This window comes from Paenibacillus sp. MSJ-34 (genome assembly GCF_018918005.1).
In the GTDB taxonomy this organism is placed as follows: domain Bacteria; phylum Bacillota; class Bacilli; order Paenibacillales; family Paenibacillaceae; genus MSJ-34.
Genome location: NZ_JAHLPR010000003.1, coordinates 124,487 through 138,818 on the forward strand (window position 1 = coordinate 124,487; position 14,332 = coordinate 138,818).

The 14,332-nt window shown below is 49.7% G+C and carries 13 protein-coding genes; 4 read left to right on the top strand and 9 right to left on the bottom strand.

What is annotated here, in order from left to right; all coding sequences use genetic code 11:
- Window positions 1-95: 95 nt before the first annotated feature.
- The 3 genes from KQI79_RS02440 to KQI79_RS02450 all read left to right on the top strand — a co-directional run bounded on the left by KQI79_RS02440 (window position 96) and on the right by KQI79_RS02450 (window position 3,333).
- Window positions 96-1,496, top strand: coding sequence for an ABC transporter substrate-binding protein (locus KQI79_RS02440; RefSeq protein ID WP_216536628.1), 1,401 nt, complete (start codon window positions 96-98; stop codon window positions 1,494-1,496).
- Window positions 1,497-1,588: 92 nt separating this feature from the next.
- Window positions 1,589-2,485 carry a carbohydrate ABC transporter permease gene (locus tag KQI79_RS02445; protein ID WP_216536629.1) on the top strand — a complete coding sequence of 299 codons (897 nt, stop codon included), beginning with the start codon at window positions 1,589-1,591 and terminating at the stop codon, window positions 2,483-2,485.
- Window positions 2,486-2,499: 14 nt separating this feature from the next.
- Entirely contained in the window at window positions 2,500-3,333 is an 834-nt protein-coding gene (locus KQI79_RS02450; protein WP_216536630.1) for a carbohydrate ABC transporter permease, read from the top strand.
- A gap of 54 nt (window positions 3,334-3,387) precedes the next feature.
- Here the strand turns inward: KQI79_RS02450 and KQI79_RS02455 are convergent, their stop codons facing one another.
- The 7 genes from KQI79_RS02455 to KQI79_RS02485 form a co-directional block, all read right to left on the bottom strand.
- On the bottom strand, window positions 3,388-3,894 hold the full coding sequence (locus KQI79_RS02455; protein ID WP_216536631.1) for a DUF1572 family protein: 507 nt from the start codon (window positions 3,892-3,894) through the stop codon (window positions 3,388-3,390).
- A 104-nt stretch (window positions 3,895-3,998) separates the two neighbouring features.
- Window positions 3,999-4,772, bottom strand: a complete 774-nt coding sequence (locus tag KQI79_RS02460; RefSeq protein ID WP_216536632.1) for a DUF4184 family protein — start codon at window positions 4,770-4,772, stop codon at window positions 3,999-4,001.
- A 266-nt stretch (window positions 4,773-5,038) separates the two neighbouring features.
- Window positions 5,039-5,743: an AAA family ATPase gene (locus tag KQI79_RS02465; protein ID WP_216536633.1), complete on the bottom strand. Its 705-nt coding sequence runs from the start codon at window positions 5,741-5,743 to the stop codon at window positions 5,039-5,041.
- Between the two features lie 497 nt (window positions 5,744-6,240).
- On the bottom strand, window positions 6,241-6,753 hold the full coding sequence (locus tag KQI79_RS02470) for a cation:proton antiporter regulatory subunit (protein ID WP_216536634.1): 513 nt from the start codon (window positions 6,751-6,753) through the stop codon (window positions 6,241-6,243).
- A 636-nt stretch (window positions 6,754-7,389) separates the two neighbouring features.
- Window positions 7,390-8,154, bottom strand: a complete 765-nt coding sequence (gene sdhB / locus KQI79_RS02475; protein WP_216536635.1) for a succinate dehydrogenase iron-sulfur subunit — start codon at window positions 8,152-8,154, stop codon at window positions 7,390-7,392.
- 3 nt (window positions 8,155-8,157) lie between these two features.
- On the bottom strand, window positions 8,158-9,915 hold the full coding sequence (gene sdhA / locus KQI79_RS02480; RefSeq protein WP_216536636.1) for a succinate dehydrogenase flavoprotein subunit: 1,758 nt from the start codon (window positions 9,913-9,915) through the stop codon (window positions 8,158-8,160).
- A 15-nt stretch (window positions 9,916-9,930) separates the two neighbouring features.
- A complete protein-coding gene (locus KQI79_RS02485) occupies window positions 9,931-10,605 on the bottom strand; it encodes a succinate dehydrogenase cytochrome b558 subunit (protein ID WP_216536637.1) in 675 nt (224 codons plus the stop codon).
- 185 nt (window positions 10,606-10,790) lie between these two features.
- Here KQI79_RS02485 and KQI79_RS02490 point away from each other — a divergent pair, with 185 nt between their 5' ends.
- Window positions 10,791-11,693 (top strand): LysR family transcriptional regulator, encoded by a 903-nt coding sequence (locus tag KQI79_RS02490; protein ID WP_216536638.1) that lies wholly within the window; start codon window positions 10,791-10,793, stop codon window positions 11,691-11,693.
- Between the two features lie 68 nt (window positions 11,694-11,761).
- On the opposite strand, the gene KQI79_RS02495 is transcribed toward KQI79_RS02490, so the two are convergent.
- Together KQI79_RS02495 and KQI79_RS02500 are read right to left on the bottom strand one after the other, a co-directional pair.
- A complete protein-coding gene (locus KQI79_RS02495; protein ID WP_216536639.1) occupies window positions 11,762-13,066 on the bottom strand; it encodes an endo alpha-1,4 polygalactosaminidase in 1,305 nt (434 codons plus the stop codon).
- A 39-nt stretch (window positions 13,067-13,105) separates the two neighbouring features.
- Window positions 13,106-14,188, bottom strand: a complete 1,083-nt coding sequence (locus KQI79_RS02500; protein ID WP_230191035.1) for a LacI family DNA-binding transcriptional regulator — start codon at window positions 14,186-14,188, stop codon at window positions 13,106-13,108.
- Window positions 14,189-14,332 lie beyond the last annotated feature (144 nt).

Sequence of the window (14,332 nt, forward strand, 5' to 3'; positions counted from 1 at the left end):
AAAGGCGCGATTTTGAAGTTATAAAATAGTAAACGGCTAATACTAATAAAAGAAATACAAGTTTACCGTTATGGTAGAAAAAAGGAGGAGAAAGGATGAAAGCGGATTCAAATAAAGGTAGAAGCGTATCGGCGGTTATCATTGCTTTGCTGTGCGCCGTTCTATTATTTGGTTGTTCGACGAATAGAACGGCCGATCCCGGCGGTCAAGACGAAGGGGGCTCCAAAACGAAGAAAACGATCACGATAACCTACCGTGACGACGGCACCGGGCAGAATGGAACGCTTTATAAATGGATTATGGATGTCTCCTCTAGATACCCCAATAAAGACGTGGAACTGAAACCTGCACCGATCCAAGCGTCGGAAGGAGATTATTTCGCGAAAGTCGCCTTAGCGTTGAAATCGAAAGATACGGCGCCGGATATTGTTACGGAAGACACGTTTATATTGAATGCGGATGCAAGTGCCGGTTACCTCGAACCGCTGGACGATAAACTGAAAGATTGGGAGGATTGGACCAACGGTTCGTTTATCGAAGCGATGAAGAAAGGGGTCACGGCAAGCGACGGCAAAGTATACGGCGTGCCGTATAACACGGATTCGAGAGGACTTTGGTATAATAAGCAAATTTTCAAGCAAGCAGGGCTTCCGGAAGATTGGCAGCCGAAGACATGGGATGACGTGCTGGAGACAGCCAGAACGGTCAAAGAGAAAGCGGGCGGCGATACTGTGCCTATTTGGATGAACATGGGCAAAGCGACCGGCGAGGCGACGTCGATGCAAACCTATGAAATGCTGCTGTACGGCACCGGCGAAAGATTATACGACGACGCAGGCGGCAAGTGGATTATTAAAAGCCAAGGAATTCTCGACGCGCTTCGTTTTATAGAAACCGTCAATAAGGAGAAACTGGGCCCTCCGCTCTCCAAAGTGTTGAACGGGCAGGCGGGCAACACGTCGACAAGAGAATATTTACCGCAAGGAAAGCTGGCCATCTCGCTCGACGGTTCGTGGATTACCGGCAACTATTTAGATGGAGGGGCGTCCCCTTGGCCGGAATATAAAGATGTGCTCGGATTCGCCCCGATGCCGACAAGTCAAGGGCAGGCGCCCGGATCGATCACCCTTGCGGGAGGCTGGGCACTATCGATTCCGAGCAATTCGAAAAACAAGGATGAAGCATGGGACATTATTAAGTTCGCCCTAAATAAAGAAAATACGCAAAAATTGGTTACCGCTTCGGGAAGCTTGACCGTTCGCGCGGACGTCGCGAAAGATCCCGGTTATGCGGAAATGCCTTTCTATCAAATCGCCACCGACTATTTGCAAAACGCGGAATTCAGGCCGGCACAGGACAAATACCCGGAAGTATCGACGCAAATTCAAACGATGGTCGAGTCGGTTGCGACCGGCACTTCCCCCGAAGATGCGATGAATAAATATGCGGCGGATGTGACGCGAATTGTCGGCAAGGATTTTGTTGTGGAGAAATAACGCTCCGGCTTGCTTAGGCTTCTCCTTGCAAACAAGGGGGTCTAAGCAAGCTTTTCATTCTCATGATCGATGCATGCGGAAGGAGGAATACAATGAGCAGTTTGACCGCAGCTTCTGCCTATAAGAAGAACAGCACGTATACTTGGCTTTTCTATTTGCTTCCGTCGGTTGTTATCATGCTTTTATTTTTTATCTATCCGATTTTATTGACGTTTTTCTATTCGTTCACCAATTTGGCCCTAACGGGAGAATCGGCCAAACAATTGCAATTTATCGGAATCGACAACTATACTCGCATGTTTCAAGACCCCACGGTCACCGTCAGCATATGGAATACGTTGATATTCCTGATCGGTTCGGCCGTCATCGGCCAGCAAGTGTTGGGTTTTCTCATCGCCCTCTTGATGAAGAAAAAAAACAAGACGTTCCGGCGTATCGTCGGCACGATCGTTCTGGCGGGCTGGGTAACGCCCGAAATCGTATGCGCCCTTTGTTTGTACAGTTTTTTCGGCGACGAAGGGACTTTGAACTCGATCATTACATTTTTCGGCATCCCTGCGGTTACTTGGCTGTTTACCGTTCCGATGCTTACCGTCATTATCGCGAATATTTGGCACGGCACAGCGTTCTCCATGCTCGTCTTTCAGGCGGCGCTTGACGATGTGCCTGCGGAAATCGAAGAAGCGGCAGTGGTCGACGGCGCTTCCAAACTGCAAATTTTATTTCGCATTATTATCCCGTACATCAAAGAATCCATTACAACCAATATGATGCTTGTTACGCTGCAGACGCTTGGCGTGTTCGGCCTCATCTACGCGATGACAGGCGGGGGGCCGGGAACCTTGACGACGACGCTGCCTATTTTTATGTACAATCAAGCATTCGTCAATTACCAGCTCGGTTATGGAACGGCCATTTCCTTATTGTTGTTGTTGATCGGCATCATTCTCAGTTTGTTCTATATCCGCTCTATGAAAACTGTACATTGACAAGGAGAATTGTTATGAATGCGAAACAACGTAACATGGTGTACCGTATCTTGCCGAATGCCATTTTAGCTTTCATCGGAATTTGTTTTTTGCTGCCTCTGCTATGGGTTTTCGTCGCCTCGGTCGATCCGAACGCCATGCAAACGCTGAAAATGCCCAAGCAAATAACGATGAACAATTATATCGATGTCATATCCGACGCCGCCAATCAGCGCGCTTTCCTGATCGGTCTGTTCATGTCGCTGGGCCAAGCCGTGCTTGTCGTCGCCTTGGCGATTCTGGCCGCTTACCCGTTGTCCCGCTACCAATTAAAATATAAGAAGCCGTTTATGCTGACCGTTCTCTTTATGACTTCTTTGCCGATTACGGCCGTCATGGTTCCGGTGTACCAGCTTTTTCTTAGCATTAAACTGTACGACAATATTATAGGCGTCATTCTGTTCTATGTCGCATCGGCTATGCCCTACGGAATATGGATGCTCAAAAACTTTATGGATTCGGTGCCGAACGACCTGGAAGAAGCGGCATGGGTGGACGGTGCGTCGATCTTTACGGGCATTCGCAAAGTGGTTGCGCCGTTAATGATTCCCGGCATTTGCACCGTAGCCATATTCACCTTTTCCGGCAGTTGGGGAAACTTCTTCGTACCGTATATTTTGTTGCAATCGCCGGATAATTTTCCGGCTTCCGTAAAGCTGTACCAGTTTTTCGGACAATACGGCATGGTCGATTACGGCCGGTTAGCGGCTTTCTCCGTATTGTACGCCTGTCCTTCCGTCGTGCTGTACATTTTATCGCAACGCTTCATGTCGAAAGGGTTCGGCTTGCAAGGGGGGACGAAAGGCTAGCGGCGGCATTAAGCCCAAAAAAAAAGCGCTCCCGCTTCATTGCGGGAGGCGCGATTATTTCGATTCCGGTTTTCTCCGCGGGATGCTGAGCGTCTGCCAGTCGCCGCTCTTCAAATGCTTGCCCAAGAAAACCATTTGCCCGACATGGTACGCGTAGTGGGACACCTGTCTCTGGATCGCTTGCAGCGCCGTATGCGCTTCGCCGCGTATGTAGACGGTGCGCAGCAAATCGTCCGCAGTCAATGCGCGGAGGGCGGCAAACACCGTGTTCCAGCCTTGTTCCCAGCGTTCCAACAGTTCGCGGCGGTCGAGCCTTCCGGCTTCAAATTCGCCGTCTCTGTCCCGGTCTGCCTTCTCCCCGTCGGTCGTCAGGAAATCCGTCCAGCGGGACAGCATATTGCCATGCATATGTTGAATAAGAATCTCCATCGAATTGGACTCCGGGTCGAGTGCCACGTAGAACTGCGAATCGTCCAACTGCTCCAATGTTTTGTCGGCCAGCTTTTTCATGCTTTCAAACGTCCTTATCGCATCTTGCAAGTATGCGGCGGCAACATTCATGAGGCCATCCTCCTTTTATGAAAATAATTGCTATCTATCTCACTTTACCGCATTTTGGCGCGCAAATACAATCGATCTATTCACGTGCGTCCGTCCGCACACGGTCATCTTCGCTTTTGCATCGACCGCTTGCTCCAACAGGATACGAGCAATAAGCCAAGCAATGAGCCAGAGATGGGCGCAACGACGATGATCCCAATCGTATTATAGCTAGGCGACAGCCATAATTTGAATGCGGTTGTGAGCAGTCCACAGAGCGCAACACCGGCCCAATACAGCATCTTTCGGGTACGGTTGACCGCATCGGCTCTCGATTCGTGCAGTACGGCGCTGCCGTTCGCCGGCGCGGCGGCCAATAGCCAAACAATAAGTCCGAACTCCGCGATGAGGCCGAGCAAGGACAAGCCGTATTGGAGCAATTTATAAGCAGGAGAACCTAGCAATATCGGTTGCTGCAGCCATGCCCATTGCTGTACGAAGGAACCGCCCTCATGCGTCCATGCGTCAACAAAAATATGCGTGGCAAAACCTATGACTACCGATCCGACAAAGACGATCCATTGCCTCCATGTCCGCAGCTGCCAAGGCGTAATGAGCGCGGCGGCCCTTCGATCAAGCTGCCAAAATGCCGGCAAGTGGCGTACAAGCTTCCGCTTCACGATGAAATGAAACAAAATGGCAAACAGGACGGACAACGGGATCACTTGCAGTATTAGTCCTTTTATCGAATGTCCGATCGTCGCATACGGCTCCAGAGCAAGAAAATATTCAAAATCCGGCCCCATCGCCCCCAGTACGAGCCCGGTCAAACTGAACCAGGCGGGTCTCAACTTGCGCAAGGGGAGGGCGTATATAGGATGTGCGAAGGTGAAGGGCATACCGTTTTCCTTTCTAAAATAATGTTGGGTTATCGGTGAGTTGCCGGCCAATCACGCTGACAACTTCCATGAACTCGAATCCGCAGCCTTTTTCGATGCAACGCTAGTGCCTTGTTCCCTCTTTTTCCGCCCTTTTGTCGAAATCCCCTTCGCTAAGGATAGGGAGGAAGTACATCAAATCCGGCGTTTCTGAACGAAAGGGATATCGACAAAGGGAAGGAATGGTCATCATACCGCTCTATCAATTCCAGAGATGCTCGACCGTTTTAATCAGAAAACAATTCATCTAACACCTTTCCCCTGTTCTCAAGAAAGCGTCTGGTTATAATATAATGCAGCGTATCTTCGTATCGAATCTCCCGAACCGGCTGCGCGTCAAAATTCAAAATTTGCGCGTTAGGGTAACCAAGCAAAATCGGAGAATGCGTTGCAATGATAAACTGAGCTTCATTCTCCAAATTTTTGATGATTCGCATGAATGCCAATTGCCTTGCGGGTGACAGAGCTGCCTCCGGTTCGTCCAGCAAGTAGATCGCCTTTTTGCCGAATCGGTGGCTAAACAGGGAGAGAAAGGCTTCGCCATGCGATTGTTGATGCAAGGATCGACCGCCATAGTACCGTAAACTATCCGGCATTGTGTCTAAATGGGAAGCAAAGTGGTAAAATGTTTCCGCCCGCATAAAAAAACCGTTTGTAATCTTAGGCATCCAGGAAAGCCGGATATGATCGCCTAATCCGGAGTGGGAAGCATCCACTTCGTAGTAATTGTTCCTGCCGCCGCCCGCCGTATTGAACCCGCATTGGAAGGCGATCGCCTCGAGAATCGTCGATTTGCCCGATCCGTTTTCTCCGACGAAGAACGTCACGTTCGTCTTAAACTCAAGGGAAGTCAATTTCCTTATCGCTGGAATGTTAAATGGATAATCAACCGTTCCGGTTTTATTTATAATCTCAAGTCTGCGCAAGAACATGCTATCATCTCCAAGTGCTTCAACGCGTTATACTATCGTTTCTAGTGATCATACGAACCATTAAAATGCCGCTTAAGATGCCGAAAATGATATTCGTATGTAAGCGGAAAAATAAATATCCAACTATGGTGGTCGTCCAACTGTTAATCGGAAAGAGAGGCAGAATGGATAATAACAAGCATACGATTAACGGGATAACAAGCCAATAACGAAATGCAAATTGTTTTTTCAATATTTTCAGGCAGCCGGGCCATTCGAATACAACTCCCAGACAAACGCTGAAAACGATTATTTTCAATTGTTCCATTGAACCAGCAAACTAATGAGTATAAAGACAATTGTTTTCCGCATAAAATTCACCTCACCTAGTAGACGAATGGCGGGCGACATTGTTGACTTTTTTCTTTGGAATGCTCCGGCAAATTAAACAAAACAGCCAACGCGTCATCACGTTTCCCGCGAAGGAAAGAGCGATACCGTTGGCTGCATTGTACCGGCTAAGCCGATGTATTCTGCGCTTCGTTTCCGTTGAGTAAAAATTCTTTCAACTTCTTGATTTGATGTCTTTCCCCCGCTACGACCAATGTCGATTCCGGCGCAAATTTGTAGTCCGGAGCGGGATTAATATGTTTTTTATGGTCTTTCTCGATAATGGCGATGATTGTCGCCCCCGTCGTTTGGCGGACATCCAATTGGGCGATCGTATATCCGATGCATTTCGCGCCTGGTTCTACCTTATACCACTCGATTACCAGATCGTCCAGCGCCACCTCGATCGTCTCGAGCGCTTTCGGGCGGTAAGTCATGCCGCCGATAATTCCCGCGATCAAACGGGCTTCGTCGTCGTCAAAGCTGACCATGGAAACGCTCTCTTCCGCATCGTCATGGTCGAAATGATAGACCTCCCGCCGCCCGTCGTCATGGATAATGATAACGAGTTTGTCGCCGCTGCGCGCTTCAAGCACATATTTATGTCCGATTCCCGGCAAATCCGTTTCTCTAATATTCAAAGAAATAACCTCCAATATGAGTTTGACTTATTTTTTTTATATTTTCGTCTAAGAACATGCTGTACTGGGCACGAAGCTCGACGTAAACTTAATGGGCATTAGAAAGAGACGTTTCATCTTGATCGGGATGAACGTTCGGTAACTTACGATAGAGTAAACAAAGATACATATAAGCAACAAAAAAGACGGCGGAACGATGGTTCCGATTTTTACAAACCAATGCATGGCAGGGAAAAAAATGTGCCTGACCGAATGATGGCTTTTAATCACCTTTACTTCGTGCATCGCATCCCCGAGCGGCTTCGAACCCGCTTCCATACTAAAGGGAACGAAGGCGGTACAGATCATGAGTACGATCATAATGCTTACGAAAGGCTTGCTATGAAACCTGAGTTGTCGGGCTCCCGTCATACATCCACCTCCGATCGTAATCGCCTGCCTCCGGCATGATGCGGCAATCTTTATGTTAGGTTATCATGTTCGATTTTTTAAATCAAGCTTCAGTTGTTGTAATTTTTCGCCTCTAAATCTATTTTTTTAAACAAAAAAAAGACATACCCGCTGCGAATCCCGTAACGGATATTAGCGCAGGCAGATATGTCTTTAGCTTAACAATCGGGGCGTTGGGTACGATCGTTATACCCCTAACCATTTCTTGAACATATGTTTCGTCGTTTCCTTGTTCATTTCGGCGATCGACGTCGTAAGCGGGATGCCTTTCGGGCAGGAGCGGACGCAGTTTTGCGAGTTGCCGCAACCTTCGATTCCGCCTTCCTCCATCAACGCTTCCAAACGCTCTTCCTTGTTCATTTCGCCCGTCGGATGGGCGTTGAACAAGCGAACTTGCGAAATCGGCGCCGGGCCGATGAAATCCGATTTATCGTTTACGTTCGGGCAGGCTTCCAGGCAAACGCCGCATGTCATACATTTCGACAATTCATACGCCCATTGACGCTTCGATTCCGCCATCCGCGGTCCCGGACCGAGGTCGTAGGTTCCGTCGATCGGAATCCAAGCTTTCACGCGCTTGAGCGAGTCGAACATCCGTCTGCGGTCGATGATCAAATCGCGAACGACCGGAAACGTACGCATCGGCTCAACGCGGATCGGTTGCTCCAGCTTGTCGACGAGCGCCGCGCAGGCTTGGCGCGGTTTGCCGTTGATAACCATGGAGCAGGCGCCGCATACTTCTTCCAAACAGTTCGATTCCCAGCAAACCGGAGACGTCTTCTCGCCCTTCGTATTGACCGGGTTTCGTTGAATCTCCATAAATGCGCTAATCACGTTCATGCCCGGCCGGTACGGCACTTCGAATTCCTCGGTATACGGCTTCGAATCCGGTCCGTCCTGACGCGATACGATAAACTTTACTGCTTTAGGTGTCGCCGTAGTTTCCGCCATCGTTTATTCTCCTTTCTTCTTATCTGTCGAGTAATCGCGCTTGCGCGGCTTGATCAAAGAGACGTCCACATCTTCGTAGCCGATTTCCGGACCGTCCGGCGTCCATTTCGCTTTCGTCGTTTTCAAGTATTGCTCGTCGTCGCGTTCCGGGAATTCCGGCTTGTAATGCGCGCCGCGGCTTTCGTTGCGGAGCAACGCACCCTTCGTCATCGCCTCGGCCAGCTCCAGCATGTTCCACAATTGACGCGTAAACGAAGCGCCTTGGTTATTCCAGCGGGACGTATCCGTAATATTGATGTTGCGGTAACGCTCCTTCAATTCTTTGATTTTGCCGATCGTTTGTTCCAATTTATCGTTATAACGGACGACCGTCATATTGTTCGTCATCCATTCGCCCAATTCCTTATGAAGCGCGTAGGCGTTTTCCGTGCCTTCCATTTTCAGCAAGCTTTCGAACTTGTCGGCTTGTTTCTTCTTCTCTTGTTCGTAGATGGAAGAAGGAAGATCTTCAGCCGATTTGCTCAAACCGCGAATATATTCGACCGCTTTCGGTCCCGACACCATGCCGCCGAAGATAGCCGAAACGAGCGAGTTCGCCCCCAAACGGTTGGCGCCGTGATATTGATACTCGCATTCCCCTGCCGCGAACAGTCCGGGAATATTCGTCATTTGATTGTAGTCGACCCACATGCCGCCCATGGAATAGTGAACGGCCGGGAAAATTTTCATCGGCAGCTTGCGCGGATCGTCGCCCACGAATTTCTCGTAAATTTCGATAATGCCGCCGAGCTTGACATCCAATTCCTTCGGATCTTTATGCGACAAATCGAGATAAACCATATTTTCGCCGTTAATGCCAAGCTTCAAATCGACGCATACGTGGAAAATTTCCCGAGTTGCAATATCGCGCGGAACGAGGTTTCCGTATGCAGGATATTTTTCCTCCAGGAAGTACCACGGCTTGCCGTCTTTGTATGTCCAAATCCGGCCGCCTTCGCCGCGAGCCGATTCCGACATAAGCCGCAGCTTGTCGTCTCCCGGAATCGCCGTCGGGTGAATTTGAATGAATTCCCCGTTCGCGTAATAAACGCCTTGCTGGTACACCGCGCTTGCCGCCGTGCCTGTGTTGATGACCGAGTTCGTCGTTTTGCCGAAAATGATGCCGGGTCCGCCGGTCGCAAGAATGACCGCGTCCGACGCGAACGTAACGACTTCCATCGTACGCAAATCTTGTCCGCAAATGCCGCGGCAAGCCCCCTCGTCGTCAAGCACGACGGACAGGAATTCCCAATGCTCGTATTTCGTTACAAGTCCTGCCGCTTCATGACGGCGCACCTGCTCGTCTAGCGCATACAGAAGCTGCTGTCCTGTCGTCGCTCCGGCGAACGCCGTACGATGATGTTTCGTTCCCCCGAATCGGCGGAAATCAAGCAGACCTTCAGGAGTGCGGTTAAACATTACGCCCATGCGGTCCATCAGATGGATAATGCCCGGAGCGGCTTCGCACATCGCTTTGACCGGAGGCTGGTTCGCCAAAAAGTCGCCGCCGTAAACCGTATCGTCAAAATGCTCCCACGGCGAGTCGCCTTCCCCTTTCGTATTGACCGCGCCGTTAATTCCGCCTTGCGCACACACGGAGTGAGAACGTTTGACGGGTACAAGCGAGAAGAGGTCGACGTGAACGCCCGCTTCTGCGGCTTTAATCGTCGCCATGAGTCCTGCCAATCCGCCGCCTACTACTATGATTTTATTTTTAGCCATTCGCTTTTCCTCCTTTTAACCAAGTACCGCTGTCACGGAATTCAACATAGCCGTGGCCGCTTGGAATTCATCTCCGCGAAATGCGACCAGCGATAAAATAAACAATGTTGCCACGATCACGAACATTCCCATGCAAATATACGAGGATACGCGTTGCGCACGCGGACCGACGGTAATGCCCCAGCTGACGAGGAACGACCAGATCCCGTTGCTGAAATGGAATACGGCGGAAATGACGCCGATCACATAAAAAGCAAAGAAGAGCGGATTCGATACGATTCCGTTCATATGCCCGCCCAATCCTTCATGCGTTACGGTGCCAAGCGCGAGTTGGAAGCGGGTATCGTAAAAATGCCATACGACGAAAATAAACGTAATGACCCCTGTAAGCCTTTGCAGCATGAACATCACGTTGCGGCCGTAACTGTAGCTGCCGACATTGTTTTTCGCTTGATACGCGATGTACAGTCCATATACTCCGTGGAACAGCAGCGGAAGCCATATCCCGAACAGCTCCAGGAAAAAAATAAGCGGCAAGTCGTTCAGAAACTTTACGCTGGCGTTAAACCCCTCTTGACCGCCTTCAAATGCCGAGTAATTCGTCAGCATATGCTCAATAATGAATAAGCCGAGCGGAATGACCCCGAGCAAAGAGTGTAACTTCCGTGAATAAAAAGAAGTTCCTTTCATAAGTAAGCGTTCTCCTTTCAATAGATGCGTTCAATTGTCCATTATTATTCATTCGAAAAAGTGTGATCTATATCACCTTTTCACCATCTATCATCTTACTCCTTTTTAGCTTATAATGGAATTGCTTAATTGGTATTACTTATTATAACTTTTTTGCATATATACATGAAGAAGGAGAAATGACGATGCTAGATATCATGCATGAGTTTACAGTCGTCGTGGAACAATCCAGTTTGAACAAAGCGTCGCAAGTGTTAAATATATCGCAACCGGCCCTCTCCCGCAAAATATCCCGCCTGGAAGAAGACTTGGGCGTGCAGCTGTTCGTGCGCAAAGGCAAGCGGCTCGAACTGACGCGAATCGGGCAGTTGACGTACGAATTCGCGCTGGAGCTTCGCCAATTGCAGCATAACTATTTGCGGACCATCAACGAATACAGGCAAGAAGGCAAAAGCACGATAACGATCGGAGCCAGCTTGACCACGCTGCAATCCACCTTACCTGATATGATGAACATCTTTATGACCAAACATCCGGACGTCGAATTAAAAGCCATTACAGGCAAAACGCACGAGATCGCCTCGCTTGTCAAAGAGAAGAAAGTAGACATCGGGCTCGTCGCCTCGTTCATCGACGACAAAACGTTGCATTGCTTGCCGTTGTTCAAGGATCATTTATGCCTCGTCCTGCCGAAGCATCATCCGCTACTCCTCGGCCGCCAGCCCGACCATCCGATCGGGATGAACGATTTCAACGGATTGCCGATGATTCTGTTCTCCAAAGGAACGTGGTACCGCATCTTGACGGACGAGCTGTTTCATCGGTACCGCATTATGCCCGACGTGCGCATGGAAATCGACTCCTTCGAGGCGATTCTCCGTTTGCTGGCGACATGCAAACTGGCGACGCTCCTTCCTCAATCGTATTTGCGGCCGCAACTGCTCGCGGACAACGAACTGGTCGTCGTCAACTTTAAAGAATTGGAGCAAACGCAGCGCACGACCGCTCTTATCTATGTCGATCCCGCTACGCTTAGCATGACGGCGCGGCATTTCATCGACGAAGCGAAGGCGTTTTTCAAAAAATAGCCGCACCTTGAAGAAGGTACGGCTCTCAAACGGCAGACGGCCCTATAGCTGCGGGATATCTGCGAAGATTATTTGGATTTCAATTGCCACGTCAAATCGTTAAGCCGGCTCATCGTTTCGGTTACGCCCGGATCCGGCTCGGCAGTCGCCTGGTATTGGAGCAGGAACATTCGCGCGAACATGATATTTTCCAAATCCGGTTTTTGCATGAACGAATCCATCCATGCCGCGACTTGCGACAAAGCGGCTTTTGCCTTCTCGTCAGCTGCCGTCTTTAACCGTTCCTCCGCCCATTGCTTTACTTTAAGCGCTTCGAAGACGCTCAGATCGGATAAACCTTTCTTCTTGGAAAAAGGCTTGGCGGGGTTCAGGCCGGCCTCGATTTCCTCCGCATCGGTCACGCCGTCTCCGTCCGAATCGCGGAAAGCGTCGCTGCGTTGATAGTCGATATTATGCTTGTAAATATGCTGCAAATCAAGGGTCGACACATAAGGGACAAAGTCCCACAATCCTGTGCCGAATGCGGTTGCCCGCTCGTAAGCGTATTCGATCGATTCCTTGTCGCCCGGGTTCGAATAATCGAGCGCCAGCACCGTGAGGCCCGTTCTTCGCTGCCATTCGCCGAGTTTGCTTGCGACATCCGTCGTCCATAATTCATCGCCGCCCGTCCATTGGCGATAGACGGCCCGCGGCGGATTCGTATCCCAATCGACCGTATCCCAATCGACGTTGCCGGAGAAAGATTCAAACATCAGCCCGTCGATATACGGGATCGCTTCGTCCATAATCGTCAAACCGCGATTCATGACGAGAATGAGGTCCGGGTAAGCCTCGCGAATTTCCCGGATCAGATCCGTCATCGCATCCTTCATGCCGGGTTCCACGTCGACCGTATCTACCGTATCGAGAAACAGCCCTTGAACGCCATATCCGGCAATCCGCGGAATCATCTTGTTCAAGACCAGATCATGCCATCCTTGATGGCGCACGTCGATAAATTGGGAATTCCAGTTCGTATTGTCTCCGAGCATCCATTTTTTATCGACAAACGGATAATACCATGTCTCCGGGTCCGCTTCCCCGATACTGATATAGCCGAGAGCGATCGTACCGGATTTTGTCAAATCGCGTATCCTTTCCTCCGTTTGCGAAGCCGTTTCCAAAATCGCAAGGTCGAACCGCTTCATCTCTTCGATTTTGTCCTCGCCGTAGTATACTGTGTAGGTTTGAACCCCCGACAATTTGTTTTTCGGGTAAAACCGGATTCCGTCCTTGACGAGCGGGGCGTCCGTTCGCGGCGTTGCCGCCCCGGCAGGCATCGCGAACCCGCAGGACAATAGAAGCAGCAGCATAACGACCCAACTTTTTTTCATGACAACTCCTCCATTACACTGGTTTCATAAAACGAATGATTATCTTTCGCAATCCGATGTAGACCTGACTTTCATTTCATGCGGGACGATCATTTTGATCGGCAGAGGATAGCGTCCTTCGATCGTATCCACGATCAAGCTCGCGGCTATTAGGCCGATTTCGAATTTAGGCACATGCATAGTGGACAGCGGCGGTATCGTATATTCCGACAAATCGATATTGTCATGTCCCATAAACGCCATATGTTCGGGAATGTTCAGTCCCTTCTCCGACACGGCCCGCATCGCGGGAATGGCCATCATATCGCTCGCCGCGAACATCGCCGTCGGAAGATCGTCGCCCTTATCGTTTTCCAGCAGTTCCTTCATCGCCCGGTAGCTTTCGTCGACATTCCACCCCGCATCCATAATCCATTCGGATCGAAGCGGCAGGCCGGCTTCCTGTAAGGCGGATTGATAGCCGCGAAATCTTTTTTCCCGTTCGATCATTCCGCTTAATCCCGCGCCTCCGATAAAACCGATGCGCCGATGCCCTTGGCCGATGAGATGATTAACCGCTTCCTTGGCGGCAGCCACCCGGTCGTACGAAACGACCGAAACATCCGGATCGGCAATATCGACGCCGACGATCGACGGAATATAATTTTTGATAAATTGGTACGTTTCCGGCTCCATTCCTTCGATAATAATAGCGCCGTCCACCTTCGCGCCATGGACGATCCGCCGCAAATTGTCCCGATCCTTGAACTCCTCCAGCGTATAAACATATGCCAGCGATGCGCCTTCATTCCGAAGCCCCTTCTCAATTCCCGATAAAATCGTGGAGAAATAAGGATGGTTGTATTTATGTTGAGTGACCGACAGGAAACAACCGATTTGCGGCGGCGCATCTTTGCGCTGCATCCAGCTTTCATGCCGATTCTCGAAGGAGGCGCGCCTGTAGCCCAGTTGCGCCGCGGCTTCGAAAATTTTCTTTTTCGTTTCTTCCTTCACCATTTGGCTGTTATCGTCATTCAAGGTGCGCGACACCGTAGAAACGGATACGCCGGCCAGTTTAGCGACATCTTTTAATGTAGGTATCGTTCTCCCTCCTTTCCGGAAAGCGTTTGCAAAAATGGTCATTTATGAATTGAATTCATCATATATTATAGCATTAATTTCGTCAATAATTTTCGTAAAATGAAGCGAATCAACTTTCGATAAAACCTTATATATCAGCAGTTTTATACTGCCCAAACGTTTGTCTAAAATCATGTATAATTAAGA

Excerpts from the sequence above, each read along its gene's own strand:
- KQI79_RS02440 (WP_216536628.1), top strand. The coding sequence starts at position 96 with ATGAAAGCGGATTCAAATAAAGGTAGAAGCGTATCGGCGGTTATCATT.
- KQI79_RS02445 (WP_216536629.1), top strand. The coding sequence starts at position 1,589 with ATGAGCAGTTTGACCGCAGCTTCTGCCTATAAGAAGAACAGCACGTAT.
- KQI79_RS02450 (WP_216536630.1), top strand. The coding sequence starts at position 2,500 with ATGAATGCGAAACAACGTAACATGGTGTACCGTATCTTGCCGAATGCC.
- KQI79_RS02455 (WP_216536631.1), bottom strand. The coding sequence starts at position 3,894 with ATGAATGTTGCCGCCGCATACTTGCAAGATGCGATAAGGACGTTTGAA.
- KQI79_RS02460 (WP_216536632.1), bottom strand. The coding sequence starts at position 4,772 with ATGCCCTTCACCTTCGCACATCCTATATACGCCCTCCCCTTGCGCAAG.
- KQI79_RS02465 (WP_216536633.1), bottom strand. The coding sequence starts at position 5,743 with ATGTTCTTGCGCAGACTTGAGATTATAAATAAAACCGGAACGGTTGAT.
- sdhB (WP_216536635.1), bottom strand. The coding sequence starts at position 8,154 with ATGGCGGAAACTACGGCGACACCTAAAGCAGTAAAGTTTATCGTATCG.
- sdhA (WP_216536636.1), bottom strand. The coding sequence starts at position 9,915 with ATGGCTAAAAATAAAATCATAGTAGTAGGCGGCGGATTGGCAGGACTC.
- KQI79_RS02485 (WP_216536637.1), bottom strand. The coding sequence starts at position 10,605 with ATGAAAGGAACTTCTTTTTATTCACGGAAGTTACACTCTTTGCTCGGG.
- KQI79_RS02490 (WP_216536638.1), top strand. The coding sequence starts at position 10,791 with ATGCTAGATATCATGCATGAGTTTACAGTCGTCGTGGAACAATCCAGT.
- KQI79_RS02495 (WP_216536639.1), bottom strand. The coding sequence starts at position 13,066 with ATGAAAAAAAGTTGGGTCGTTATGCTGCTGCTTCTATTGTCCTGCGGG.
- KQI79_RS02500 (WP_230191035.1), bottom strand. The coding sequence starts at position 14,188 with ATGACCATTTTTGCAAACGCTTTCCGGAAAGGAGGGAGAACGATACCT.